Origin of the sequence: Asticcacaulis aquihabitans, from assembly GCF_032490435.1 — a bacterium.
GTDB lineage: Bacteria > Pseudomonadota > Alphaproteobacteria > Caulobacterales > Caulobacteraceae > Asticcacaulis.
On the sequence record NZ_JAVGWM010000001.1, the window covers coordinates 1,030,902 to 1,055,841 of the forward strand.

Below are 24,940 nucleotides of genomic sequence, written 5' to 3' on the forward strand. Positions count from 1 at the left end.
GTCACCTCAGGCGTCTTGTGATCACAATTAGACAATGCCGGTCATGCGGGTGTCAAGGCCCCGCAGCGGTAGAGTTTACGTGAGGAGGCCCCGGCAAATAACCTGCCCGCGACGCGCTATCCCCGCTTGCGCCGCTTGGCGGGCTCCGCCTGCGACTGGGCCTTGATGGCGTCGAGCATCAGGTTCATGCCCTCATGGATATCGGCGGCCATCGATGCCTTGACCGCTTCGGCATCGCCGCGCTCAAAGGCGGCGATCATTTCCTGATGGTGATCCTTGGGCAGATGCACCGTGCCCATGCGCCCAAACACAACGCGCATGAACGGCCCGACCTGAAGCCACAGCGTCCGCGCCATGTCGTAGAACAGGTCGGCATCGGCGCGGGCATAGATCGAAAAATGGAAATCCTGGTTGGCCTGCATGTAGCCCGACACATCGCCCTTGCTAAGCGCGGTCATCAGCTTAGCGTCGTCGTCGCGCAGGCGTTTTATGCTGTCGCGGGTCATGCGCGAGGTCGCCAGATAGGCCAGCTCCGGCTCGACCCACTGGCGCGCCGTCATCAACTGTGTCAATCGCTTTTCCGTAAGGTCCGGCACCCGCAGCCGCTTGTTCGACGGTTGCAACTCCAACGCCTTTTCCGCGATCAGGCGGCGCACGGCTTCGCGCACCGGCATGGGCGATACGCCCAGACCTTGCGCCAGCGATCGCAGGGACACCGATTTCAGGGGGGGAATCTGGCCCTGAATCAGGGCCTCGGCCAGGCGGTCATACACCTGGTCGTGCATCTTGGCGTCCCCTGACGCGGTATCCAAACTGATGACGACCATTCACTCCACCTCTTGCAGCCCGAAGGCTTTTGTGATCACACTCAGGCAATCTTCCCCACCTTAGCACAGATCGTGCCGGATTCGTAAACGAAACCGAACCTCTCTGTTAAGCCTTGCGACGTAAAATCAAAATGAACACACACGCTTCGACCGAAAATATTAATCTCGAAAACTTCTGGATGCCGTTCACGCCCAACAAGGCGTTCAAGGCACGGCCAAAACTGTTGGTCAGCGCGCGCGACATGCATTACCGCGATGTCGATGGCCGCGAAATCCTGGATGCCACCGCCGGGCTATGGTGCGTCAATGCCGGCCACGGGCGGGCCAAGATCACCGAAGCGATCCAGGCCCAGGCGGCCATTATGGATTTCGCCCCCACCTTCAATATGAGCCACCCCCTGGCCTTCGAATTCGCGCACAAACTGGCCGGCATACTGCCCGGTGACCTCAAGCGTGTCTTTTTCACCAATTCGGGTTCGGAATCAGCCGACACGGCGCTCAAAATCGCGCTGGCCTATCAACGCAATCGCGGCCAGGCCAGCAAGACCCGCCTGATCGGACGCGAACGCGCCTATCACGGCACCGGCTTCGGCGGCATCAGTGTCGGCGGCATCGTGCGCAATCGCATGTATTTCGGCTCGCTGCTGACCGGTGTCGATCATCTGCCGCACACCCATGGCGTCGGCGGCAACCTGTTCGCCAAGGGCGAACCCGATAACGGCGCCGACCTGGCCGATGGGCTGGAACGGCTGGTCGCCCTGCATGATGCCTCCACCATCGCTGCGGTCATCGTCGAGCCGGTGGCCGGATCGACAGGCGTTCTAGTGCCGCCCAAGGGCTATCTGCAACGCTTGCGCGCCCTGTGCGACAAACACGATATTCTGCTGATTTTCGACGAGGTCATCACCGGTTTCGGCCGCCTGGGCGCGGCCTTCGCCACCGACTATTTCGGCGTCATGCCCGACATGATCTGTATGGCAAAGGGCATCACCAACGCCACCGTGCCCATGGGCGGGGTCGCCGTGTCCAACCGCATCTACGACACCTTCATGCAAACGGCCGATACCCCCATCGAACTGTTCCATGGCTACACCTATTCCGGCCATCCCCTGGCCTGCGCCGCCGGCATTGCCACGCTTGACGTCTATGCCGAAGAGGACCTGTTTGCCCGCGCCGCCACAATGGCGCCCTACTGGGAAGCGGCCGTCCATTCGTTGCGCGACGCCCCCCACGTCATCGATATCCGCAATCTCGGCCTCATCGGCGGCATCGAACTGCAATCAAGGCCCGGCGCGCCCACCGCCCGCGCCATTGAGGTCTTCGACCGGTGCTTTGAAAAAGGCCTGCTGATCCGCGTCACCGGCGATATCATCGCCCTGTCCCCGCCGCTGATCATCGAAAAATCGCATATCGACCGGACCGTCGAAATCATCCGCGACGCGCTGAACGAAACCGCATAGGGCCAGTTATGCCTTGCCAATCAGGCCTCACTCAGGCTTGCCCCGTCATGCCCTTGGCCTGGAGAATGGCGACAAAAACGAAAAACACCAGGCAGGCGGCGACATTGAACACCGCCGCCGTCACAACCCGCTTCACCAGCACGATGCGCAGGCAGAACAGGCAAATGACAAAGCCGACACAGACCTGACCCAGCAGCGGATCCTTGCCCCACTGCATGAGCCCACCCCACAGGAAGCCCAGCGACATAAGCCAATATAGCCCCGCGCCGATCACCTTGGCCGAATGCCATATGCCCTGAAGAAACAGCATGCGTCCTGAAATCCACCCGTTAATCTTTGGCCGTGTCTACCACGTGGCCTCGTGCGACATAAAGGGGCTTTATTCATATTGTCCTTTTATATATTTGTGCCGTTAGATCGGCCCAAGTGATCAGATTCCCAGGAAGCCAAATGTTCAATTTTTCCCACCAGTTCGAAAATTTCAAATCCTCACTGATCGGGCTGGTGCTGATCCTGGCCTCGGCCATGCTGGGTTTGATCTGGATCAGCATCGGCATCCACAAGATCGCCGTCCAATTGCTGGGCGAACTGTGGGGCCCGCTGGCCCTGGGCGGCATCTTCCTTTTGCCGGTCGTCATCTATTTCGGCCTCAAGGCCTTGCCGCAAAACCAAAAGAAGCGCCGCCAGTCGATGATCGACGAAGCGTTTGCCAATTCATCGGTCGGCAGCATTTCGCGCATCATCGATACCCTGTCGCCCGTGTCACCTGTGCTGGCCACAGTGGCGGCAATCGTCGCGGGCTTTGTTGCCACACGCTTCCCGCAACTCCTGCCCACCTTCTCGCAGATCGTTCAGGCCTTGGGCGAGGAACTGCAATTGCGTAAGGTCAATAAGGCCGAGGCCAAGGTGCGCAAGGCACGCGCCGAATATGAACGCACCGCCACTCCGCCGCCGCCCGACGTGGTGCCGGTCGCCAAGCGCCGCCGCAAGAAGGACGCCGACCCCTACGCCGAGATGTAGGGACATATTTTCAGCTCAGACTAAACCAAAGCCAATAAAAAAGCTCCGGACATCCGCCCGGAGCTTTTTCAATTGTATCTTAGGCGGGAAACGCCCCGGCTTACAGGTCTTCCTTGAGGATCGCCATTTCGAAGATGTAGGAACCTTCCTCGTCTTCATCGACATAGACCACGCCGATGAAATCTTCACCGATATAGACTTCGGCCGAATCCTTCTGCTTGCGCGGCTTGAGCTCAAGGCCCTTGGTCTTGAAAGTGTTGAACAGGTAATCCTGAACCTTGGTGATTTCTGCGGGGGTCATATAGGGCCTCGGATGGATGTACGGGGTTCGTCCTGCGGTTATGCAGACTAAGCACAATTCGCCCGGACGAGGGATAAACTTTGTGTGTGGCGAGCTTTAAAGCGCCCACGCATCCGGCGCAAACCCTTTTCGCGTCCGAACCCCATCAATCCCCAAGCTATCAGCCCGGTTCTCCGCCGAGGGTATCAAATCGAATAATCGATATCGATATCCGGCATGGTGTGGTCCATCTGGCGGGCCGGGTCTTCGCAGGTCTTGCAATTGATCAGCTTGGCCGGCACACCCGCCGCCGTACAATGGGCCGGAACTGGCTTGAGCACCACGGAGCCCGAGGCGATCTTGGCATAGTCGCCGATGGTGATATTGCCGAGCACATTGGCGCCCGCGCCCAAAAGCACGCCGCGGCCGACCTTGGGGTGACGATCGCCGCGTTCCGCCCCGGTCCCGCCCAGGGTCACCCCTTGCAGGATCGAGCAATCGTCGCCGACCACTGCCGTTTCACCGATGACGATGCCCGTGCCGTGGTCGAGGAAGACCCCCTTGCCGATACGGGCGGCCGGGTTGATATCGATCTGGAACAGTTCCGACACCCGGCTTTGCAGAAAATGCGCCATGGTGTGGCGGCCTTCCTGCCACAGGCGGTGCGATACGCGGTAAATCTGAAGCGACAGGAAGCCCTTGAAGAACATGAAGGCTTGCAAATAGCCCTTGGCGGCGGGATCGCGCTCATAGACGGCCTGCAAATCGGCCTGGGCATACTCGACCAGAGCCGGTTCGGTGGCGTAGGCCTTGCGCACGATTTCGCGCAGGGTCATGCCGCGAATGGTGTCGTCGCCCAGCTTGCGCGCGATATGATAGCTCAGCGCGCTGGCCAGATCGTCGTGCGACAGGATGGTGGAATGCAGCATGGACGCCAGGCCGGGCTCAGCCGCCAGCGCATCCGACGCCTCTTGGCGCAGATTGAGCCAGATCGGCTTGTCGTCCGGGTTGATGACTTCGAAAACCTGAGCCATGAGACTCTCCTGCATTATCTCAGCCAACTATAGCATCTCGCAGATGCGGCGGCAAATCACCCGTCACGGCCATATGGTACACGCGCCATACGCTGACAACGGTCAGGACATCGCGCACCTGATTATTTTTTACCGCTTCAAGCAGATCGCGGAACGGCACGCGCGCATGGGCGAACACTTCGGTATCGTCCGGTTCGACATCGCCTTCGCTCAAACCCGTCGCCAGATAGCAGACCGCCACCTCATCGGTCACCGAGTTCGATAGCTCCAGCTGCGCAATCTGTGTCCAGTTGGCGGCAATCAGGCCTGCCTCCTCGCGCAGTTCGCGTTTGGCGCCATCGAGCGGATCTTCGTCAAAGGGCGCGCCGCCTTCGGGTATTTCCCAGCTATAGGACCCGAGCGCAAACCGCGCCTGCCCGACCATGGGCACCGTGCCGTCATCGAACAGGGGCAATACACCGATGGCGCGATTGGCGAAGCGCACCACACCGTAATGTGCCGACCGCCCGGTGGGGGCGACAACATCGTGGCTTTCGACGGTGATCCACGGGTTCTGGAAGGCGACATGCGATTTGACGTTTTGCCAGCCCGGGCGCTGGGCCAGGGCGGTTTCGCTATCCCAGGGCGGCAGGTTGGGTTTCTTATCGGTCACGGGTCACCTATATGTGGACGCATCGAGTCTCTTCGCGAAAGCCATAGCATGTCCCTCCCCGCCTTTGACCAGACCCCGATCGAATTCGGCCAGCCCGTACCGCAAAAAAAGTCCGCCGAAACCCTGGATGCGTTGTTCCATCGCCGCAGCGCGCCGGCGCCGACGCTCGGCCTGCCCGCCCCGTCCGAAGACGAGATCGACCTCTTGATCCGCATCGGGTTTCGGGTGCCTGACCACGGCAAGCTGGGGCCGTGGCGCATCGTCCGCTTTACCCCGGACAGCAAGGCGCGCCTGGTCGAACGGCTCAAAGCCCTCGCGGAATCGCGCGATGACCGCAAGGCGGTGGGTGCGTTGCAAAAACTGTCCATCCCGCCCGAAGCCCTGCTGGTCATTTCCAGCCCGGTCTTTCCGTACAAGAAGCCGTTGTGGGAACAGCAATTGTCCGCCGCTGCCGTCTGCCAGAACCTGCTGATCGCTGCCGGCGCGCTCGGCTACGGCGCCAACTGGATCACCGACTGGTACAGCTATGACGACGAGGCCAAGGCCCTCCTCGGCCTGAGTGACGGTGAAAACGTCGCGGGCTGGATCTTCCTCGGCACCCCGTCGGAAGCGCCGCTGGAACGCGAACGTCCCGACTACGCCAGCCGTGTGTCGTGGTGGCAGGGCTAGGCGAAGCCTAAAACACGTCCGGAATTACGGGCGGCCGGCGATCTTGCCTGCGTCGCCAGAACCGGTAATAGCCGTAGCCGGCGCCACCGGCCAATAGGGCCGCCCCCAAATAACAGCCAAAAAGAATCCCCAGATTCAACATGGGGTCAGTTAGGCCATATTGAACCAGCACAAAAAGGGACAAAAACAGGACCAGAAAAAACACCACCACAAAGGTCAGGTAACTGGCGAACGGCAGCGGCGCCCGGCGTCCCCACAGGCGCGGTTCGGCCAACAGCCAAAACGGTAAAAGAGGCAAGGCGGCTAAAAACATGCTGGGTCGAAATGCAAAGCTGACATCCTGCGAAATACCTTTGATGCCGAAAGCCGCCCCCAAACCGACAGCTATATAGGGCGTAATCCAGAGCGCCAAGATGGCTATGGGCAGTGCAATAGCCACCACCACTACCGTCCGAAACCAGAAATTCCCCCACAGCCCCTGCATAGAATTTATCCCCGGCCGCGATAGGTCGGCACGCCGAAGTCCGGCACATAGACGCCCTTTGGCGCGTCGCCGGTTTGCCAGAAGACATCGATCGGGATGCCGCCGCGTGGATACCAGAACCCGCCAATGCGCAGCCAACGCGGCTCAAGCAGGTCCTTCAAACGCTTGGCGATATAGACGGTGCAATCCTCATGAAAGGCGCCGTGATTGCGGAAACTGGTCAGGAACAGCTTCAACGACTTGGATTCGACCAGCCAGTCCCCCGGCACGTAGTCGATGACCAGATGGGCGAAATCGGGCTGGCCCGTCACGGGGCACAGGGAGGTAAACTCCGGCGCAGTAAAGCGCGCGACATAGTCGACATCACTATGCGGATTGGGCACGCGTTCCAGCGTCGCCTGGGCGGGATCATTGACCGGACGGGCATCGCCGCCCAGTTGCGTCAGACTATCTGTGTAATGGCTCATCCGCTGGATATAGCCCGCCAACCGCGCACTTTCAACTTTACGCGAACGTCAATTTCAGCGTAATCTCTGCAAAACGCTCCCGTCGTTTTGGCACGCTTGAGCGGAAGATAAAGAGGAAATGAAATGGCCGTCCCCGCTTCGCTGAGCAAAAACCTGCGCTTTCCCGCCGTCGCCGCCCCGATGTTTCTGGTATCGGGCCCCGAACTGGTCATCGCCACCTGCAAATCAGGCATGATCGGCACCTTTCCGGCGCTCAATCAACGGACCAGCGAGGGCTATGCCGAGTGGCTGGACCAGATCAAGGCAGCGCTGGGGCCGAATGACGCCGCCTTCGGGGTCAACCTGATCGTTCACAACACCAATACGCGCCTGATGGCCGATATTCAGATCACGGTTCAGCATCAGGTGCCCCTGGTCATCACCTCGCTGGGCGCGGTCAAGGACATCGTCGATGCCGTCCATTCCTATGGCGGCGTCGTTTTTCATGATGTCATCAATGCCCGCCATGCGCGCAAGGCGATGGAGGCCGGCGTCGATGGCCTGATCCTGGTGTCGGCCGGTGCGGGTGGCCATGCCGGCAATCAACATCCGTTTGCCCTCCTCAACGAGGTGCGCGAATTTTTCAAAGGCACCATCCTGCTGTCCGGCGCGCAATCGACCGGCGGCGACGTAGCGGCGGGCCTGATGGCAGGGGCCGACCTGGGCTATATGGGCACGCGCTTTATAGCGACCCAAGAGGCCCGCGCCGTCGAAGGCTACCGCGAAATGCTGATCGAAAGCTCGGCCAAGGACATCACCTATACCGACGCCATTTCCGGCATCAATGCCAACTTCCTGACGCCGTCCCTCATCAATAACGGCCTGGATCCGGCCGCGGCGAAAGACCCGCACCACAAGATCGACATGGCCGAGGAACTGAACACCGAAGCCAAGGCGTGGAAGACCATCTGGTCCGCCGGTCAGGGCGTCGGCTCCATTCATGACATATTGCCCGTCGCCGATCTGGTCGCGCGGCTGAAAACCGAGTTCCACGCCGCCCATGCGGCCTTTACGGCCAAGGCCGGGCTGTACGACCTTTGAATCCGCCCTTAGGCTGAAAAGACGCTCAGCGCCTGTTCGATATCCGCGATCAGGTCGTCGGCATCTTCCAGCCCGACATAGAAGCGCACCGCCGACCCTTCGCGGTACGGATCGGGCGCGTCGCCTATGCGGGTGCGCGTGCGGATCTGCGGCTCGCAATTGGTCGCCAGGCTTTCGTAACCGCCCCAGCTGAACCCCAACCCGAACAGCTTCAGCCGGTTAAGGAAGGCCTGCGAATCGGCCTCGCCGTTGCCCTTGAACAGCACCATGAACAGGCCGTTGGCCGCGGTGAAATCGCGGGCGAAGATGTCGTGGCCAGGATGACTGGCCAGCCCCGGATGGACGACGCGCAGAACTTCCGGACGGCCTTCCAGCCATTTGGCGATCTTCAGCGCGCTGTCGCCCGACTGCTTGATGCGCAGATGCAGGGAACGAATGCCGCGCGACGCCAGATAGGATTCGTCGGCCGAGGTGAAGAAGCCCCACGCCTTGATGGTGTCGTAGATGACCTTGCCCAGTTTGGGATCGGACACCGACAAAGACCCGATCAGCACGTCGGAATGCCCGCCGACATATTTGGTCAGGGCCTGCATGCTGAGATCGACACCGTGCTGCAACGGCTTGAATAGCACGCCCGCGCCATAGGTGTTGTCGCATAGGGTCAGGATGCCGCGTTCGCGCGCCAGCCGGGCGATGCCGGGAATGTCCTGAATATCGAAGGTCAGCGACCCCGGGCTTTCGACATAGATCATCTTGGTGGCCGGCGTGGCCAGGGCCAGCACCGCCTCCGCCGTCAGGGCCGGATCGTAATAGCGGGCGGTCACGCCGTAACGCTTCAACTGGGTATCGAGGAACCGCCGCACCGGGCGATAGGCGGCATTGGCCACCAGTATCTCATCGCCCGCCGCCAGAAAGGCGAAGATGGGCAGGGTCAGGGCCGCCAGACCGCTGGGCAGAATATAGGCCTCGCTCGCCCCTTCCAGATCGGCGATAAGCCGGCACAATTCGGTCTGGGTCGACAGCCCATCCGTACCGTAGGTCGGCTTGATATCGTCATTGTAAAGGACTTCGGCGCTTTCCATCAGCACGGTCGATCCGCGTTCCACCGGCGTGTTGACCGCCCGGCGGGAGTTGGCGCGGCCATAGGTGGCGCTGGTCAGGCGGGTCGTTTCTTTCATGTCGGGTCTCTCGGCAGGCGGACAGCTTGGTATACGATTGTCTTCAAGCGCGAAACGCCACGCCGCGCAAGCCATAAGACCTAACCGAACGCGTCAGTTTTTGTGCGCGACGGGAAATTCGGCACAAACTGATATTTTATAGCAAACACGCGAGCCGGAAGTGGGGGCTGGGATCAGCATTGCAATTTAATAGCTACTCTATGTTGGAGGCAGAGTGAAATCGCTCTGGAAAATGCGTCCCAAATCTCTGCTTTCCATGACGTCAGCATTTATTCGCCCGTGCAATCCGTGATATTGCCAGACGAAAGGTGTAAAATGCCGACTTCCCTTCGGCGAGAATTGATATTCCACCCAGCCGGTAAGCACGCGTGTGGTGAACTCAATTTGATTGTCCATGATAGTTCCGACTCTATATGCGATCTGCCGCGTGAATTTTTCGCCTTGGAATAAAGTTCTCCGATTAGACGATTCAGCGCCTTCTCTTTCTTGTATAGCTTCTTGCATCTCAGCCAATATAAAATCGCCATCGACAATATAGTCCCTAAAGGACAAAATTCTGACATTGAAAGCATTCCCCCGACCGACGTTTTCAACAGTGACGTCTATATTGACCTGAAAGCTTCCTCCGTTTGCAATATAGATCTGGCTAGCAACGGCGGGCGTTATTTTCACCCATGGCCTATTCTCAACCTCGAAGTGCTCTTGTGTCAATTTAATTGCCACTCTGGCATCACGGAGAGAAAACCACACAAACAATATACCAATCAGTGTTCCAATAGTACCAAGTATTGCAACCACGAGGGATACCAAAGCTATGTCGTTCGCAGTCCCAGCAAGCTCAGAACTCCGCAACTCTATGCACAATACAGTATCATCGTGGTCTTTGGGATATTGGCAGGAATAGGAATATTTGGCGGGAAACGCGGCACTTCGAGTCGATGTCGACTTAAGTTCCACATGTATTGCAGTCGGGGCGTTTCTGTTCTGGGATTTATTATTGCTTTCATGGCCCAAGACACCTACTGCGATTATCGCAATAGCAATCCCAATTGCAGCGTAGAGGTTCCAATCGCCTTTAGACATGTTGAGAAATAAGCCGCCGCAAAATTACCCTAGATAGCTCATTCCGCACAGTTGCTCTTTATCGTCAACTACAATTGCAGTCAGCTAATCTACAAACGGCACTGAAGTGATGCCTTTCCAGTTCGTTTCGGCTTAACGATGGTATTTTACAGTTAGTCTTTCAACATTTATGTGCAGTACAAAATCCGCCACAAAAAACCTCCCCGCCGCCGGCGCGACAGGGAGGTGATAGCATCTATCTAACGGCCGCGTCCTTACGCCGCTTTTCCGGCCTTGGCGTCCTTGCCGAAGCGGCCGTAGAAGGTTTCGCCCTTGGCCGCCATATCACGCAGTAGCTTCGGCGGTTCAAAGCGCGGACCATAGGCCTTGGTCAGACGATCCAGTTCCGTGACGAAAGCCGCCACGCCGATGGAATCGATCAGCGAGATAACCCCGCCCGACCAAGGCGCAAAGCCCCAGGCCAGGATGGAGCCGACATCGGCTTCACGCGGATCGGTGATGACGCCTTCTTCGAAGCAGCGCGCCGCCTCGACGGCCTGACGGTACAGGAGGCGCGTCTTGATTTCGGCGACGTCTGACGGTTCGGCTTCGGTGACGGTCGGCGTGAAATAGTCGGACAGGCCGGACCACAGGGTCTTGCTGGCGCCCTTTTCCGCCGGATAGTCGTAGAAGCCCTTGCCGTTCTTGCGACCATAACGGCCCTTGGCCACCATGTCGGCGACTTCCTTTTCGCCGGCCAGCGGGACATAGGCATCGCCCTGCGACTTAGCCATCTCGGCCTGGACCTTGACCATAAGATCAAGCGCCACGTCGTCGTTCATTTCCAGCGGGCCGCGCGGCATGCCGGTCATGCGACCGACATTGTCGATGATAGCCGGGGCATAGCCGTCGGCCCACAACGCCATGCCTTCGGCCACGAAGGTGGCGAAGCAGCGCGACGTGTAGAAGCCGCGGCTGTCATTGACCGCGATCGGTGTCTTGCGGATCTTGAGGACGTAGTCGATCGCCTTGGCCAGGGTCTCGTCAGAGGTTTCCTTGCCGAGAATGATTTCGACCAACATCATCTTATCGACGGGCGAGAAGAAGTGAATGCCGATAAAGTTTTCCGGCTTTTGCGACGCGGTGGACAGGATCGTAATCGGGATCGTCGAGGTGTTGGAACCGAAGATGGCGCTATCGGCCTTGTCGCCCGAATAGAGGCGCGCCTCGGCGTCCTTGGTGACCTTTTCCTTCAGTTCGGTGTTTTCGAACACGGCTTCGATGACCAGCTCAGAGCCCTTGATCTGGTCGTAATCGGGTGTCGCCACGATCAGGTCCAGCGTCTCCGCCATCTTTTCCTTGGTCATCTTGCCGCGCGATACCTGCTTCATGAGCAGATCTTCGCAATGCTTGCGGCCCTTGTCGGCGCTTTCCTGGTCGCGATCGATCAGGATTGTCTTGATACCGGCCAAGGCCTGGACGTAGGCGATGCCCGCCCCCATCATGCCCGCGCCCAGAACGGCGACTTGCGTGAACTCGGCCTTGGGCACGCCCGCCGGACGGCCGGAGCCCTTGGCGATGGCCTGCATGGAGAAGAAGAAAGTGCGCAGCATGGCCTTGGCCTGCGGCGTCATCAGCGTCTTGGCGAAATAGCGCGTCTCGACCTTGATCGCCGTGTCGAACGGCAGTTGCAGGCCTTCGTAGACGCTGTGCATCAGGTTCACCACCGCTGGGTAATTGCCGTAGGACTGCTTGCGCAGCAAGGCATTGCCCATGATGAAGACCTGAGCGCCCGCCGGATGGTACGGACCGCCACCGGGAATCTTGTAATCCTTCTTGTCCCAGCGCTGGACCGGATCGCCCTTGGTCTTGATCCAGGTCTTGGCAGCTTCGACCACCTTGTCATTATCGACGACTTCATCGACCACGCCCGCGCCCAGCGCTTCGGCGGGTTTGAACGACTTGCCTTCCGACATGGCCATGAGCGCCGCCTGCGCGCCGATCAGGCGCGGCAAACGTTGCGAACCGCCGCCACCGGGGAACAGGCCGATCTTGATTTCGGGCAGGCCGACCTGGACCTTCGGCCCATTCGACAGCACGCGATAATGACAGGCCAGCGAAAGCTCCAGCCCGCCGCCGAGCGCCAGGCCATTGATCGCCACCGCGACCGGCTTGCCGCAGGTTTCCAGCAGGCGATAGACGCGGTTCATTTCGAACGCGGCGTCGAAGGTGGCCTTGAGCAGGTCTTCGCCCTGCAAAGAGCCATCGGCTTCCCAGCCGCCGCCAAACAGTTCCTCAAGATCGGCGCCGGCGCAAAAGCCGTTCGTCTTGCCCGAGGTGATGACCACGCCCTTGATTTCGGCTTCGCTCTTGGCGCGATTGGCAATGGCTTCGACATCGGCCAGGGCCGATTTGGTGAAGGTGTTCATCGTCTTGCCGGGCACGTCGAAAGTGCAGAGCAGGATGCCGTCGGCGTCGAGATCGGTCTTAAAATTTTCCATAGTGGTTATTCCCTGCTGTTTTCTTATACGCGCTCGATGACCGTGGCGGTAGCCATGCCGCCGCCGACACACAGGACGGCCAGCCCGGTCGATTTGCCGGACCGTTCCAGCTCGTCGGCCAGCGTGCCCAGGATCATGGCGCCCGTGGCGCCCAGCGGATGGCCCATGGCGATGGCGCCGCCGCAGACATTCATCTTGTCGTGCGGAATATCGAGCACTTGCATGTAGCGCAGAACCACGGCCGCAAAGGCTTCGTTCAGTTCGTAAAGGTCGATGTCACCCACGGTCATGCCCAGCTTCTTGAGGAGCTTTTCGGTGACAAAGGACGGACCGGTCAGCATGATCGACGGCTCCGAACCGATGGAGGCCGTACCCAGGATGCGCGCCTTGGCCTTCATGCCCGTGATCCGGCCGGCCTCTTTCGATCCGACCAGAACGGCGGCCGCGCCATCGACGATAGAGGAAGAATTGCCCGGCGTGTGGACGTGGTTGATACGTTCGACCTCGGGATAGCGCTGGTTGATGACCGAATCGAAAGCCATTTCGCCCATCATCTGGAAGGACGGATTGAGCCCGCCAAGCGTCTGCATGTCCGTATTGGGACGCACGCTTTCATCGTGATCCAGCGCGGTAATGCCCATCTGGTCCTTGACCGAAATAACCGAATTCTTGAAACGGCCTTCCGCCCACGACCGGGCGGCGCGCTTGTGGCTTTCGACGGCATAGGCATCGCAGTCGGTACGCGAAAAGCCCCACTTGGTGGCGATCATGTCCGCCGATACGCCCTGCGGCACGAAATAGGTCGGAAAGGCCGCATTGACGTCGATGGCCCACGCCCCGCCGTCCGATCCCATCGGGACGCGGCTCATGCATTCGACACCGCCGCCAATGGCCATGGTCGCTTCGCCCGACACCACCTTGGCGGCGGCGATATTGACGGCTTCCAGACCTGAGGCGCAGAAGCGGTTGACCTGAGCACCCGCCGTGGTTTGCGAATACTTGGCGGCCAGAACGGCGGCCCGGGCGATGTCCCCACCCTGTTCGCCGACCGGCGTCACGCAGCCCCAGGTCACGTCGTCAACCAGGGTGGTGTCTAGGTTCGAGCGATCGCGCAAAGTGCTCAAAACCTGAGCCGACAGGTCCAGGGCGGTAATCTGGTGGAGGCTGCCGTCCTTCTTGCCCTTACCGCGCGGCGACCGCACATGGTCATAGATATAGGCTGAATTTTCAGGGCTGGGCATCAACGGGGCTCCTCTGTTTATTGGGGCATTTTTTGGTGCAGCATAGATGCGCTTTGTTTACGCGCACGTCAAGTAGTCGCAAAAATAATCTGGCGGAAATCCCGCGTTTGCGCATCTAATTATAATACAATTTTCTTGACCCTCGACACCGGAACGCGTAGGTCATTTATAAGATAATTAGAGAGCTTCGCCATGGACACTGCCGCCCCCCTCGCCCGCACGAATACCCGTACGACCTTGCGCAAGATCGAGACCTTCGCGGTACCGCCGCGCTGGCTGTTCGTGCGCATCGAAACCGATGACGGCGCAGTCGGCTGGGGCGAAGCCTCGCTTGAAGGCCATACCGAAGCGACCGAAGCCACCTTCGCCGAAATCCGCGAACGCTTTATCGGTTTCGACGCTGACCGTATAGAAGATATGTGGCAGGTTTTCTACCGTCTCGGCTTTTATCGCGGCGGCCCGGTCCTGATGTCGGCCCTGTCCGGTTTCGACCAGGCGCTGTGGGATCTCAAGGCGCGCCGCCTCGGCGTACCGGTATGGCAGTTGCTGGGCGGCCAGGTGCGCGACCGCGTCCAGGTCTATGCCTGGATCGGCGGCGACCGTCCGTCCGACGTCATCGACGCCGGTAAGGCGCGCCTCGATCAAGGATTCAAGGCCGTCAAGATGAACGCCAGCGAAGACATGGGCTGGCTCGATTCGCCCAAATGCCTCGATGCAGTGCTTGACCGCTTCACTTCGGTGCAAAGCCTGGGCCTCGATGTCGGCATGGACTTCCACGGCCGCGTTCACAAGCCGATGGCCAAGCAATTGGCCCACGCGCTGGAGCCCCTGCGCCCCCTGTTCATCGAAGAACCGCTCCTCAGCGAACATATCGAAGCCATCGAACAATTGTCCAAGCTGACCACCACCCCCATCGCCCTGGGGGAGCGCCTGTACAGCCGCTGGGACTTCAAACCCTTCTTCGAAAAAGCCTGCGTCGACATCATTCAGCCGGACCTCAGCCATGCCGGTGGCATTTCGGAATGCAAGCGCATCGCCGCCATGGCCGAAGCCTATGACGTGGCCATCGCCCCGCATTCGCCGCTGGGGCCGCTGGCGCTGGGCGCCTGCATGCAGTTGGCCCTTTCGACGCCCAACCACGTCATTCAGGAAATGTCGCTCGGCATCCATTACAACACCAATGGCCACGACCTGCTCTTCTACATGAAAAACCCCGAAGTGTTCGACGTGAAGGAGGGCTATGTCGAGGCCCTGACCGGCCCCGGCCTCGGCGTCGAAATCGACGAAGCCAAGGTCCGCGAAATGGCCAAGGATTGCCCACCGTGGCGCAACCCGGCCTGGCGCGGCCCGGACGGCTATGTCCGCGAATGGTAGGTGGCGCGGACCGTGTGTAAAAGGCGGATTTCCGCCTTTTCATTTGGCCGAACCTATCCTAAAACCCAAACCTTTCCTAAACGCAGATAACTCAGACAAAAACAGGAACAGGGATATGTCCAACATCCTCCGCCGCTCCGCCCCTGGCGCCATTCTCGGTGAAGGCCCGCTGTGGTCGAAGCGTGACCAGTGCGTCTATTGGGTCGATATCCTGGCGCACAACCTGCATGCCTATTATCTCAACGGCGAAAGCCGGACCTGGCACTTTCCGGAACCGATCGGCTGGGTCATCGAACGCGAAAAGGGCGGCTTCATCGCCGGCCTGATGTCCGGTTTTGCCGAGGTCACGCTCGATCCCCTGACCATCACCCATATCGCCACCCCCTACCCGCACGAGCCGGAAAACCGCCTGAACGACGCCAAGGCCGACGATCTGGGCCGCATCTGGGCCGGATCGATGCACAAGCCGATCGCCAAGGTGTCGGGCGCCTTCTACCGCCTGAACGTCGATCTGACCTGGCAGGAGGTCGATGGCCCGTACAAGATCGCCAACGGCCCGACCTTCTCCGCCGACCACGCCACCGTCTACCATACCGATACCGGCAAGAACGAAATCTACGTCTTCGACGTCATCGACGGAGAACTGGCCAACAAGACGCTCTGGCTGACCTTCCCGGAAGACTGGGGCGGTCCCGACGGCATGACCACCGACGCCCAGGGCGGCATCTGGATCGCCCATTGGGGACCGGGCAAGGTCACGCGCTTCAATCCGGACGCCAGCGTCGACTTCTCCATCGACCTCCCGGCCAAGCAGATTACCTCGCTGTGCTTCGCCGGCGACCGGCTCGACCGCGTCTTCGTGACCTCGGCGGCGGAAGGCCTGCCGGAAGATCGTGAAGGCGGGACATTGTTCGAAATACCTTCTGATCTGTTGCGCGGCCATACCGGCCTTGAACCCCAGAAGTTTAAGGGCTAGACCAAACTTCATTGCTGTCATTCAGGCGCCGCCGGCCGTTCCGGACGCATGAGCGGCCAGGGCGCCCTCGCCCTTGCCAAAGCGCTGGACGCAGCACCTGGAACAACCCTTTACCAAGAGACTCCACCGCATGACCTACGCCGCGCCCGCCCTGATCGCCGCCGACTGGGGCACCACCAATTTCCGCCTGTTCCTCTTCGGCACGGATGGTGAGATCATCGCCAAGCACACCGCCAATATCGGCCTGAAAAACCTGGGCGTCCTGTCCTTCGAACAGGCGCTCTTGTCGGTCATGAAGGGCGATTTCGACCGCCCGGACCTGCCCATCCTCCTGTCGGGCATGGTCGGTTCGCGCACTGGCTGGGTCGAAGCCCCCTATCAGTCCTGCCCGTCCAGCCTGTCCGCCATCGCCGCCACCCTGGTCGATGCGCCCTCGTCCAAGCTGAAGGTCAAGATCGTCCCTGGCCTGTCCGCCCCGGCCGACCACGAAGGCCTGCTTAACGTCATGCGCGGCGAAGAAACGCAATTGTTCGGCCTGTCGGCGTCGCACGGCGACGGCGTATTCGTCCTGCCCGGCACCCATTCCAAGTGGGCCAAGGTCGAAAACGGCATCGTCGAAGGCTTCAGCTCCTATATGACCGGCGAAATGTTCCAGGTCCTTAAATCCCATTCGATTCTGGGCGACCTGATGCATAACGATAAGGATGACGAAGCGGCCTTCAAGCTGGGCGTCGATCGCGCCATGGCCGACAAGTCCTTCCTGTCCCTCGTCTTCTCCGTCCGCACCGAAGGCCTCTTCGGCCACATCGCGCCGGAAAGCCTGTCGTCCTACCTGTCCGGTCTGCTGATCGGCTCCGAAATCCGTGCCGAAAGCATCCGCCACGGCGTACGCCCCGTCGGCATTGTCGGCGACGGCACCTTGTCCAACCTCTATAAACGCGCCCTGCTCCACACCGGGTTTACCGATGTCGCCATCCACGATGGCGATAACGCGGCCGCCCGTGGTCTGTGGGCAATCGCGCACGAAGGAAAACTGGTATTATGAGCTTGATGGAGCAATGGCGCGCCGCGCTTGACACCCTGCCCCTGGTCGCGATTCTGCGCGGCCTGCGCCCGGACGAAGCGCTCGCTGTCGGCGAAACCCTGGTCGAAGCCGGTTTCCGCATCGTTGAGGTGCCGCTCAATTCGCCCGATCCGTTCGACTCGATCAAGTTGCTGGCCGAAGCGCTGGGGCCGCGCGCCATTGTCGGCGCGGGCACCGTGCTGAACGTCGCCGATGTCGAAACCTTGAAGGCGGTCGGCGGTCAGATCTGCATCTCGCCGAACACCAATACGGACGTCATCCGCCGCGCCAAGGCGCTGGGCATGATTTCCTTCCCCGCCTTCTTCACGCCGACCGAAGCCTTCGCGGCCATCGACGCCGGCGCGGACGCCATCAAGCTCTTCCCCGCCGAACTGGCCGGGACAAAGGGCCTCAAAGCCATGAAGGCCGTCCTGCCCAAGACCGTGCCGGTTTTTCCGGTCGGCGGCGTGGAACCGGGCAATATGAAGGAGTTCCTCGACGCCGGGGCCGCCGGCTTCGGCATCGGCTCAGCGGTCTTCAAACCGGGCGACAGCGCCGAGGTCGTCTACAAAAAGGCCAAGGCCTTCGTCGATGCCTGGAACGCGATAAAAGGGGCTTAAAGCCCCTTATTTCACCATCTCGACATCTGCGATCTGGCGGGCGATCTGCGTCACGGTCATGACCGCAGGCTTGTCTTCGGACGGGCCGCGCGGCGCCATCTTGCCCATATCCATGATCATGACCGTGCTGGTGCTGCAGATGGTACGGGTATCGACATAGTTGACCAGGCTCAGCTCCGTTTCACACGTCATGGACATCTTCATATCCATGGCTGCGACCATCCGGTCGAACATTTCGTTCATCGCCTTGGCGGCCTCCGGATCCTTTTTGGTGGTGTCCATGGCCGCGACACTGCCCATCATGTTCTTGATCACGCCGCCGATAAAGGCGCGCAAATCGTCCTGAGTCGGGGCCATGACGGAGGTCAGGTGGGCCGTCTTGCCGTCCTCCCATTTGGTCAGGGTCACGGTACCGCCCATGCGGAAGGTGCCGCCCATCAGCGATATCGGCTCGCCGCCAAAGGCAACCGGTTGGCCGACAGTCAGGGGCTTGTTGAGATAGCTGCCACGCTGGCCGTTCTGACGCAGCAGGCCCGCCGCCGTTTCCGGGGTCAGATTGCCGATCATCATATTGTAGAGCATGGTCCCGGCGGCGCCCGGCATGGCGGATGAGCCTTCGAGCGACGTCTTGATGTGCGCCTTGATGTCTTCAATATTGTCGATGCTGACCGGGTCGAGATTGCGATCAAGCGTCAGTTTCGCCGGTCCGATGCCCCGAATAACCTTGGCCAGTTCATCGATGACGGGTGCGCTCTGGCTGGGCTGGCCGGCACCATCCGTCGATTTCATGTCGAGCGTGTCAATCGTATAGACGGCGTGAAAGCCATCGCCAGCCCGGTCCGTCTTGCCGGTGAACGACAGGTTCGTCGTAGTCTTTTCCGTCTTGGCCGGGGTGCCGTTCATCGCCGTTTCCTGCGACTGATCGGCGGTCTGGGTCGCGCGGATTTCGAAATGATCCGGAAATGTGGGCGAAATCGTGTGGGTCTCCTGCGCCATCACTGGCGCAGCAAACAGAACACTCGCCAGAATGGGCACCAAAACGGCGGTGGACGCGAACGCAGTGATTTTCATGGAAACTCCCCTCGGCCATACGACATGGCTCCCGAGGGGAATCTATAACCGACGCCGCGTTGCATGGAAAGAGGTGAGCAGCCGGGGAAATCCCGGCTGCCCCTGGGCTAAGCACGCGTGTGAGCACCTATTTCCGGTCCGGCAAAGCATAGGCGATCAGGTAATCGCCCTCCGGCGTCTTCATGAAGTGGTGGCCGCCCGCCATGATGACCACATACTGGCGGCCATTCTGTTCATAGATCATCGGGTTGGCCTGGCCGCCCGCCGGCAGGGTGACCTGCCACAGGGTCTTGCCGGTGCGGATGTCGATGGCGCGGAACTGGTTGTCCGTCGTGGCGGCAATGAAGATCAGCCCACCCGCCGTCACCGCCGGTCCGCCATTATTGGGCGTGCCGATGGTGATCGGCAGAAGCGACGGTATGCCGAAGGGCCCGTTGCGGCGGGCATCGCCAAAGGCGTGATCCCACAGCGTCTTGCCGGTCGTAAGATCGAAGGCGCGGATGCCGCCATAGGGAGGCTGCTTGCACAACATGCCCGTCACCGGCATCAGCCAGCCCGCATTGACATTGATGGCGAAGGGGGCGCCTTCTTGCGGTCCGGCGCCTTCCGCTCCGCCCTTGTGCGTGCCGCGCGGATCGCCAACGGCATATATGCCCCGGTCGTCCGCCTGCTTGCGCGTCAACAACTGATCGTAATTGGGCGTCAGGTTGTAATTGGCAACCACCACACCGCGGCGCGGATCGACCGCCACACTGCCCCAGTCGGATCCGCCATTATAGCCGGGATACTGGATATAGGGTCGGTCGAGCGTCGGCGCGGTATACATGCCCTTATAACTGGCCTTGCGGAACTGGATGCGGCAGATCATCTGATCGATCGGCGACATGCCCCACATGGAGGCCTCGGTCATGTCCTTTTCGCGCACATTCTGGTACTTCGAATAGGGTTGAACCGGGCTGCGCTCCTGCGGCTCGACACCGCCGACTTCGGCCTTCATCTGACCGACCTCGGTCAAAGGCTTGCCGGTGCGGCGGTCCAGAATGTAGAAATCGCCCTGCTTGGTCGGCAGCAGGATAGCCGGGACCATCTGGCCACCGACCGGGAAATTGACCAGCGAGACCTGGCTGCCCTGGTCGTAATCCCACACGTCATTGATCGCCGTATGGAAGACCCAGGCCGGTTTACCCGTATCGACATTCAGCGCTACCAGGCCGGAGGAATACATCTTTTCCGCCGGACGGCGCTGACCACTGAGATAGTCGGCGGCCGAATTTCCCATGGGCAGATAGACCTGGCCCAGTTGCTCATCCGCCGTGGCGGTCGTCCACATGTTCGGCGTGCCGGTGGTATAGGTCTCTCCCGGCGGCGGCGCGCCGGTCCGGTCCGGGCGCATCATGTCCCACGCAAAGCGCAACTGGCCGGTGATGGCGTCATAGCCCTGAATGACGCCCGATGGCGCCCATTTATACTGGCCATCCTGAACCTGATGACCGGTGATGACGATGCCGTGGACGATGGTCGGCGCGGCGGTGATGGCGACCATGGACGGAATGACCTTGCCCATGCCGTCCGTGATCCTGACCTGACCGCCCGTGCCGAAGCCGGAACAGGCCAGACCTGTGCGGGCATCAACGGCGATAACGCGGCCGTCCAGCGTGCCTTCGAAAATCCGTTCGGCGCACGGCGTCCCGGGCATTGCGGCCGGAACCTTATAATAGGCGACGCCGCGACACGCGGCGGTATAGGGGATGGCATTGTCCGGCACCTTGGGATCGAAGCTCCAGCGCTTCTTGCCGGTGGCGGCATCCAAGGCGTACATCTCGTTCATGCCGGTACAGCCATATAGCGTGTCACCGATCTTGAGCGGTGTCGTCTCGGCGCCCCACTTGTCCGGTTGATTGCCGGTGCGATAGGTCCAGGCGACCTTGAGATCCTTGACGTTGCCAGTATTGATCTGGTTGAGGTCGGCATAGCGTTGTGCGCTGGGGCCGCCGCCATAGGTCGGCCATTCCGTGCCGGCCGCCGCGGCCGTGTCAAAAGCCAGGGTGTTTTTCGCGTCCGGCACCGGCGACAACACGCCCGACCGGTTGGTGACGGCAACAGCCAGACCGAGCACAACGACGAAAATGCCGATCCCGGCAAACCCTTGCAGACGGCGCTTACGCCCATCAAACCGATCGAGCGCCGGAAATAGGCCGATAACAAACAACAGAAGCACCAGCGGCGCGACGATGCGCGGGACCAGCGCCCAGCCGTTCAAGCCCGATTCAAACAGGGCCCACAGGACGGTCAGGATAAAGGTGGCAATATAGACCCAGGCGCCGAGCACCCGCCCGGTAAAGATCAGGCCACCCGACGCCGCCAGCGCCAGTCCGGCCAGCAGATAATAGGCACTTCCGCCCAGAAGGACCAGCTGCGCCCCGCCGATAATCAGGATCACACCGATTATGGCCAGGACGGCGCCGAGCACCTTCAGAGGCCATCGCGCCTCCACTTTCGAAAACAAATTGGGGGACGACAACGCCGACATGCCACGCTCCTGACATCTGCGTTTCGGCGGTCCGCAACCCGGCATTGGGGCAGTCGAAACTAGTTTCAAATTTAACTAGTTTAGAATAGGCCCAAAAAAATAAGAATGAAATTGGACTCGTTACCTGCGTACCGTCCCAGACGATTAACGTCTTTAGACGATCAGCGCACTCAGGCGATTAGCGAACTTAGGCGTTTCTCCAGATCGGCCGGCGCGAACGGCTTTGATATGTATTCCGTCATGCCGGCATCCAGGCATTTTTCACGAATATTGTCGAGCGCGTGGGCAGTCATGCCGATAATCGGCGTACGTCTGTTGATGGCGGCGCGCTTTCCGGCGCGAATGACTCGGGTCGCTTCGAAACCGTCCATCTCCGGCATCTGGATATCCATCAATATGGCGGCGTAAACGGTTTTATCCGCCTTCTCTACCGCCGCCACGCCGCTGTCTGCCAGATCGACGTCGTAACCGAACATTTCCAGGAAGGTCTTGGCCACCAGCACATTGGGCGGATAGTCTTCGACCAGCAGAACGCGCCCCTTGCCCGGCACGGCCACTGGCGGGGCGCTGTCCTCGCGGAAGGTGGCGACAGCGGCCTCGGACGTGGTTTCAGCGAGCGGCAGGTACAGGGTAAAGCACGACCCGGTGTCCGGCGTGCTAATGACCGCCAGACTGCCGTCCATCAATTCGGCCAAGGTCTTGCTGATCGTCAGCCCCAGCCCCGTGCCGCCGAACTTGCGGCTGATCGTATTGTCGGCCTGGGTGAACTTGTCGAAAATCTTGGTGAGTTTTTCCGGCGCAATGCCTATGCCGGTGTCCGCCACGGTGATGACCACGCCGTCCCCGTCATGCTGGACACTTTCCATGGTGATGGCGCCCTGTTCGGTGAACTTGATGGCATTGGAACATAGGTTCATCACGATCTGGCGGATACGGTTCGGATCGCCGATAAACCATTTGTCGCGGATATTGCCGATATGCAGGTGCAGGTCCAACGTCTTTTCCGTGGCCCGCACCGACGCCACGCTGACAATATCCTCCAGAAGCGTATCGAGACGGAAGGGCATGCGCTCGATCTCGATGCCGCTGGCCTCGATCTTGGAAATGTCGAGCAGATCGTTGATCAGCATCAGCAGGCTTTCGCCCGATGTCCCCAGGGTCTCGATATATTTGCGCTGGTTGGGCGTCAACGGCGTGCTGCGCGACAGGATGGTCGACAGGCCCAATATGGCATTCATCGGTGTTCGGATTTCATGGCTCATATTGGCCAGGAATTCCGACTTGGCGATATTGGCCGCATTGGCCTTTTCCGCCGATACCCGCAACGCCTCGGCCTGGGCCGCCCGGTCCTTCAAGAGGTTGCGCACATCGTACTGGCGCTGGCGGTCGCGCAACGACGACCGGATAGTGGACATGAAGTTGTTCATCTGCACCGGGCGCTTGATCAGGGTCATGTGCCCGATCGCCTCCAGCCGGCGCAGAATGGCCGGATTGTCGGCCCCCGGAGCGGTCAGCAGGATGATGGGGATGTCCGACCAGTCGTCCTGCATGAACAAAGACTGCTGCAACAGGTTATCACGGTCGGTCAGCACGGCTTCCTGTGTCAGGATAAGCAGGGCCGCGCCCTGACTCATTTCGTGGCATAGGTCGGCCAGGCTGCGGCACGCCACCGCCTCCATGCCATCGCGCTTCAGCAAGGCCGCCGTCATCTCGCCGTCCTTCACCGTGGGCGGCAAGATCAAAATCCGTCGCTCCAGATCAGGCGCCATGAGGTGGGCCCGACATGACATCGCCGCCAGAAACCGTGTCAGAAACCGTGCCAGAAGCTGTACCAGAGCCTGTACCGGAGACCGTCAGGAACGGCGTGCCCGTCAGGACGCCTTGGAACTGATGCAAGGGTTCGCCTATGCGGATCCCCTCATCGCTCAGGCTGAATTCACGGATGGTGCGTTCATGGCGGCCATTGCGTTTCTTGACCACGGATATCAGCTGCTTGACCTCCCCTTCCGCTTCGTAATAGCGGAACAGGATCACCGTATCTGCCAGGTAGCTGGTGTCGATAACCGTCTGCATCGAGTTGCCGAGCAGGCCGTGCTGGGCGACCACCAGGAAGGTGATGACGCCGCGATGGCCCAGATAGGTCAGCAATTCATGCAATTGTGCCGTCAGGAAGCGTTCCTCAGGCATGGCGTTGAGATAGCCGTTGAGACTGTCTATGACGACGATCTTGATCGGTTTGCGACCATTTTCGCCTTCTGCCGCCAGACGCAGCCGGTGCGCAAATTCGCCCGGCGACATTTCGGCCGGATCAATGGAGCGCACCTCGATCAGGCCGGCTTCGACATATTGGCGCAAAGGGATATTCAGCCCATCGGCCCGTTCGTACATGGTGGCGACACGCTCGTCGAACGCGAACAGAAGACTGCTCTGGCCATTTCGGGCAGCCTCAGCGGCGTACTGTATCCCCAAGGTTGACTTGCCGACACCGGCGGGGCCGAGCAAAAGCACACTGGTGCCTGAGGTAAGCCCGCCGCCCAGCAAGCTGTCCATCTGCGGCAGGCCGCTTTTCACAATGGCGGTTTCGGTCGGCTGGCTATGTTCGCCCGCCACAATGCGCGGAAATACGCACAATCCGCCCCTGACAATGCTGAAATCGTGATAACCGCCCCGGTACCTCTGCCCACGCAGCTTGGTGATGCTGAGACGGCGACGTTCGGAACCGTATTCCGGCGACAACTGCTCCAGGCTGATCACCCCGTGGGCGATACTTTCCAGTTGCAGATCGTCCTCCCCTTTGGCCGTCTTGTCGTCAAGGAACAGAACGGTACAATCGCGGCCAACGAAAAATTGCTTGAGCGCCAGCACCTGACGGCGGAACCGCAGCGCGCTTTGCGCCAGAAGCTTGATCTCCGACAGCGAATCGATCACGACGCGGGCCGGCTTGAGCCGCTCGATCTCGTCGAGAATACGCCGGGTCGTGACGTTAAGCTCGACTTCCGACGGCTGAAACATGGTGTACTGGCTGTCCGGGTCGAGGTCGCGTTCCTCCGCGATAAGCTCGAAAATCTCGACGCCCTCCAGTGACAGGCCGTGAGATCTGGCCACCGAAAGCAGTTCCATCCGCGTCTCGGACAAGGTGATATAAAGCGTGCGTTCGCCGTGCGTCACCCCCTCCAGCAGAAACTGCAAAGACAGGGTCGTCTTGCCCGATCCCGGCGTACCGTGAAGCAAATAGACGCGATTGGCCGTCAGCCCGCCGCCCAGGATATCGTCGAATTCGGCTATACCCGTTTTAATGATCCGTGTGGAATGTTCCGCCGCGTGCACGCTCTGTCTCTCATTGATTGCCCC

Annotated in this window: 23 protein-coding genes; 8 read left to right on the forward strand and 15 right to left on the reverse strand. The window is 60.3% G+C overall.

Annotation, left to right across the window (positions count from 1 at the left end; translation table 11 throughout):
- Positions 1–116 precede the first annotated feature (116 nt).
- Positions 117–827, reverse strand: coding sequence for a GntR family transcriptional regulator (locus RCJ00_RS04980; protein ID WP_316220634.1), 711 nt, complete (start codon positions 825–827; stop codon positions 117–119).
- A gap of 131 nt (positions 828–958) precedes the next feature.
- Here RCJ00_RS04980 and aptA point away from each other — a divergent pair, with 131 nt between their 5' ends.
- Positions 959–2,287, forward strand: coding sequence for an omega-aminotransferase AptA (aptA, locus tag RCJ00_RS04985; protein ID WP_316220636.1), 1,329 nt, complete (start codon positions 959–961; stop codon positions 2,285–2,287).
- Positions 2,288–2,318: 31 nt separating this feature from the next.
- Here the strand turns inward: aptA and RCJ00_RS04990 are convergent, their stop codons facing one another.
- Positions 2,319–2,597 carry a hypothetical protein gene (locus tag RCJ00_RS04990; RefSeq protein ID WP_316220637.1) on the reverse strand — a complete coding sequence of 93 codons (279 nt, stop codon included), beginning with the start codon at positions 2,595–2,597 and terminating at the stop codon, positions 2,319–2,321.
- Between the two features lie 140 nt (positions 2,598–2,737).
- Here RCJ00_RS04990 and RCJ00_RS04995 point away from each other — a divergent pair, with 140 nt between their 5' ends.
- Positions 2,738–3,307, forward strand: a complete 570-nt coding sequence (locus tag RCJ00_RS04995; RefSeq protein WP_316220638.1) for a hypothetical protein — start codon at positions 2,738–2,740, stop codon at positions 3,305–3,307.
- A gap of 100 nt (positions 3,308–3,407) precedes the next feature.
- Here the strand turns inward: RCJ00_RS04995 and RCJ00_RS05000 are convergent, their stop codons facing one another.
- The 3 genes from RCJ00_RS05000 to RCJ00_RS05010 all read right to left on the reverse strand — a co-directional run bounded on the left by RCJ00_RS05000 (position 3,408) and on the right by RCJ00_RS05010 (position 5,273).
- Positions 3,408–3,608, reverse strand: coding sequence for a DUF3126 family protein (locus tag RCJ00_RS05000; RefSeq protein ID WP_316220639.1), 201 nt, complete (start codon positions 3,606–3,608; stop codon positions 3,408–3,410).
- Positions 3,609–3,793: 185 nt separating this feature from the next.
- Positions 3,794–4,621, reverse strand: coding sequence for a serine O-acetyltransferase (cysE, locus tag RCJ00_RS05005; protein ID WP_316220640.1), 828 nt, complete (start codon positions 4,619–4,621; stop codon positions 3,794–3,796).
- Positions 4,622–4,640: 19 nt separating this feature from the next.
- Positions 4,641–5,273, reverse strand: coding sequence for an NUDIX domain-containing protein (locus tag RCJ00_RS05010; RefSeq protein ID WP_316220641.1), 633 nt, complete (start codon positions 5,271–5,273; stop codon positions 4,641–4,643).
- Positions 5,274–5,321: 48 nt separating this feature from the next.
- Between RCJ00_RS05010 and RCJ00_RS05015 the strand changes: the two genes are divergently transcribed.
- A complete protein-coding gene (locus RCJ00_RS05015) occupies positions 5,322–5,942 on the forward strand; it encodes a nitroreductase family protein (protein WP_316220642.1) in 621 nt (206 codons plus the stop codon).
- A 7-nt stretch (positions 5,943–5,949) separates the two neighbouring features.
- Here RCJ00_RS05015 and RCJ00_RS05020 read toward each other — a convergent pair whose 3' ends face one another.
- Both RCJ00_RS05020 and queF read right to left on the reverse strand, forming a co-directional pair.
- The gene (locus RCJ00_RS05020) at positions 5,950–6,426 is read right to left on the reverse strand and encodes a hypothetical protein (RefSeq protein WP_316220643.1); all 477 of its coding nucleotides are present in this window, start codon (positions 6,424–6,426) and stop codon (positions 5,950–5,952) included.
- Between the two features lie 5 nt (positions 6,427–6,431).
- Positions 6,432–6,893: a preQ(1) synthase gene (queF, locus tag RCJ00_RS05025; RefSeq protein WP_316220644.1), complete on the reverse strand. Its 462-nt coding sequence runs from the start codon at positions 6,891–6,893 to the stop codon at positions 6,432–6,434.
- A gap of 123 nt (positions 6,894–7,016) precedes the next feature.
- Between queF and RCJ00_RS05030 the strand changes: the two genes are divergently transcribed.
- The gene (locus RCJ00_RS05030) at positions 7,017–7,973 is read left to right on the forward strand and encodes an NAD(P)H-dependent flavin oxidoreductase (RefSeq protein WP_316220645.1); all 957 of its coding nucleotides are present in this window, start codon (positions 7,017–7,019) and stop codon (positions 7,971–7,973) included.
- Positions 7,974–7,981: 8 nt separating this feature from the next.
- Here the strand turns inward: RCJ00_RS05030 and metC are convergent, their stop codons facing one another.
- The 4 genes from metC to RCJ00_RS05050 form a co-directional block, all read right to left on the reverse strand.
- Positions 7,982–9,151, reverse strand: coding sequence for a cystathionine beta-lyase (gene metC / locus RCJ00_RS05035; RefSeq protein WP_316220646.1), 1,170 nt, complete (start codon positions 9,149–9,151; stop codon positions 7,982–7,984).
- Positions 9,152–9,349: 198 nt separating this feature from the next.
- Positions 9,350–10,234, reverse strand: a complete 885-nt coding sequence (locus tag RCJ00_RS05040; RefSeq protein ID WP_316220647.1) for a hypothetical protein — start codon at positions 10,232–10,234, stop codon at positions 9,350–9,352.
- A gap of 254 nt (positions 10,235–10,488) precedes the next feature.
- Entirely contained in the window at positions 10,489–12,714 is a 2,226-nt protein-coding gene (locus RCJ00_RS05045) for a 3-hydroxyacyl-CoA dehydrogenase NAD-binding domain-containing protein (RefSeq protein ID WP_316220648.1), read from the reverse strand.
- A 23-nt stretch (positions 12,715–12,737) separates the two neighbouring features.
- Positions 12,738–13,955 carry an acetyl-CoA C-acetyltransferase gene (locus tag RCJ00_RS05050; RefSeq protein ID WP_316220649.1) on the reverse strand — a complete coding sequence of 406 codons (1,218 nt, stop codon included), beginning with the start codon at positions 13,953–13,955 and terminating at the stop codon, positions 12,738–12,740.
- A 192-nt stretch (positions 13,956–14,147) separates the two neighbouring features.
- Here RCJ00_RS05050 and dgoD point away from each other — a divergent pair, with 192 nt between their 5' ends.
- From dgoD to RCJ00_RS05070, 4 genes are all read left to right on the forward strand, one after another.
- Positions 14,148–15,329: a galactonate dehydratase gene (gene dgoD / locus RCJ00_RS05055; protein ID WP_316220650.1), complete on the forward strand. Its 1,182-nt coding sequence runs from the start codon at positions 14,148–14,150 to the stop codon at positions 15,327–15,329.
- A gap of 115 nt (positions 15,330–15,444) precedes the next feature.
- On the forward strand, positions 15,445–16,305 hold the full coding sequence (locus tag RCJ00_RS05060) for an SMP-30/gluconolactonase/LRE family protein (protein ID WP_316220651.1): 861 nt from the start codon (positions 15,445–15,447) through the stop codon (positions 16,303–16,305).
- A 130-nt stretch (positions 16,306–16,435) separates the two neighbouring features.
- Entirely contained in the window at positions 16,436–17,350 is a 915-nt protein-coding gene (locus tag RCJ00_RS05065; protein WP_316220652.1) for a 2-dehydro-3-deoxygalactonokinase, read from the forward strand.
- Positions 17,347–17,988, forward strand: coding sequence for a 2-dehydro-3-deoxy-6-phosphogalactonate aldolase (locus RCJ00_RS05070; protein WP_316220653.1), 642 nt, complete (start codon positions 17,347–17,349; stop codon positions 17,986–17,988). The genes RCJ00_RS05065 and RCJ00_RS05070 overlap by 4 nt, the downstream gene beginning before the upstream one ends.
- A gap of 6 nt (positions 17,989–17,994) precedes the next feature.
- On the opposite strand, the gene RCJ00_RS05075 is transcribed toward RCJ00_RS05070, so the two are convergent.
- From RCJ00_RS05075 to RCJ00_RS05090, 4 genes are all read right to left on the reverse strand, one after another.
- Positions 17,995–19,059 carry a hypothetical protein gene (locus tag RCJ00_RS05075; RefSeq protein ID WP_316220654.1) on the reverse strand — a complete coding sequence of 355 codons (1,065 nt, stop codon included), beginning with the start codon at positions 19,057–19,059 and terminating at the stop codon, positions 17,995–17,997.
- A 127-nt stretch (positions 19,060–19,186) separates the two neighbouring features.
- The gene (locus RCJ00_RS05080) at positions 19,187–21,589 is read right to left on the reverse strand and encodes a membrane-bound PQQ-dependent dehydrogenase, glucose/quinate/shikimate family (protein ID WP_316220655.1); all 2,403 of its coding nucleotides are present in this window, start codon (positions 21,587–21,589) and stop codon (positions 19,187–19,189) included.
- Positions 21,590–21,759: 170 nt separating this feature from the next.
- Positions 21,760–23,358 (reverse strand): ATP-binding protein, encoded by a 1,599-nt coding sequence (locus RCJ00_RS05085; RefSeq protein WP_316220656.1) that lies wholly within the window; start codon positions 23,356–23,358, stop codon positions 21,760–21,762.
- Positions 23,348–24,916, reverse strand: a complete 1,569-nt coding sequence (locus tag RCJ00_RS05090; RefSeq protein ID WP_316220657.1) for an ATPase domain-containing protein — start codon at positions 24,914–24,916, stop codon at positions 23,348–23,350. Before RCJ00_RS05090 ends, RCJ00_RS05085 begins: the two co-directional genes overlap by 11 nt.
- Between the last annotated feature and the right edge of the window lie 24 nt (positions 24,917–24,940).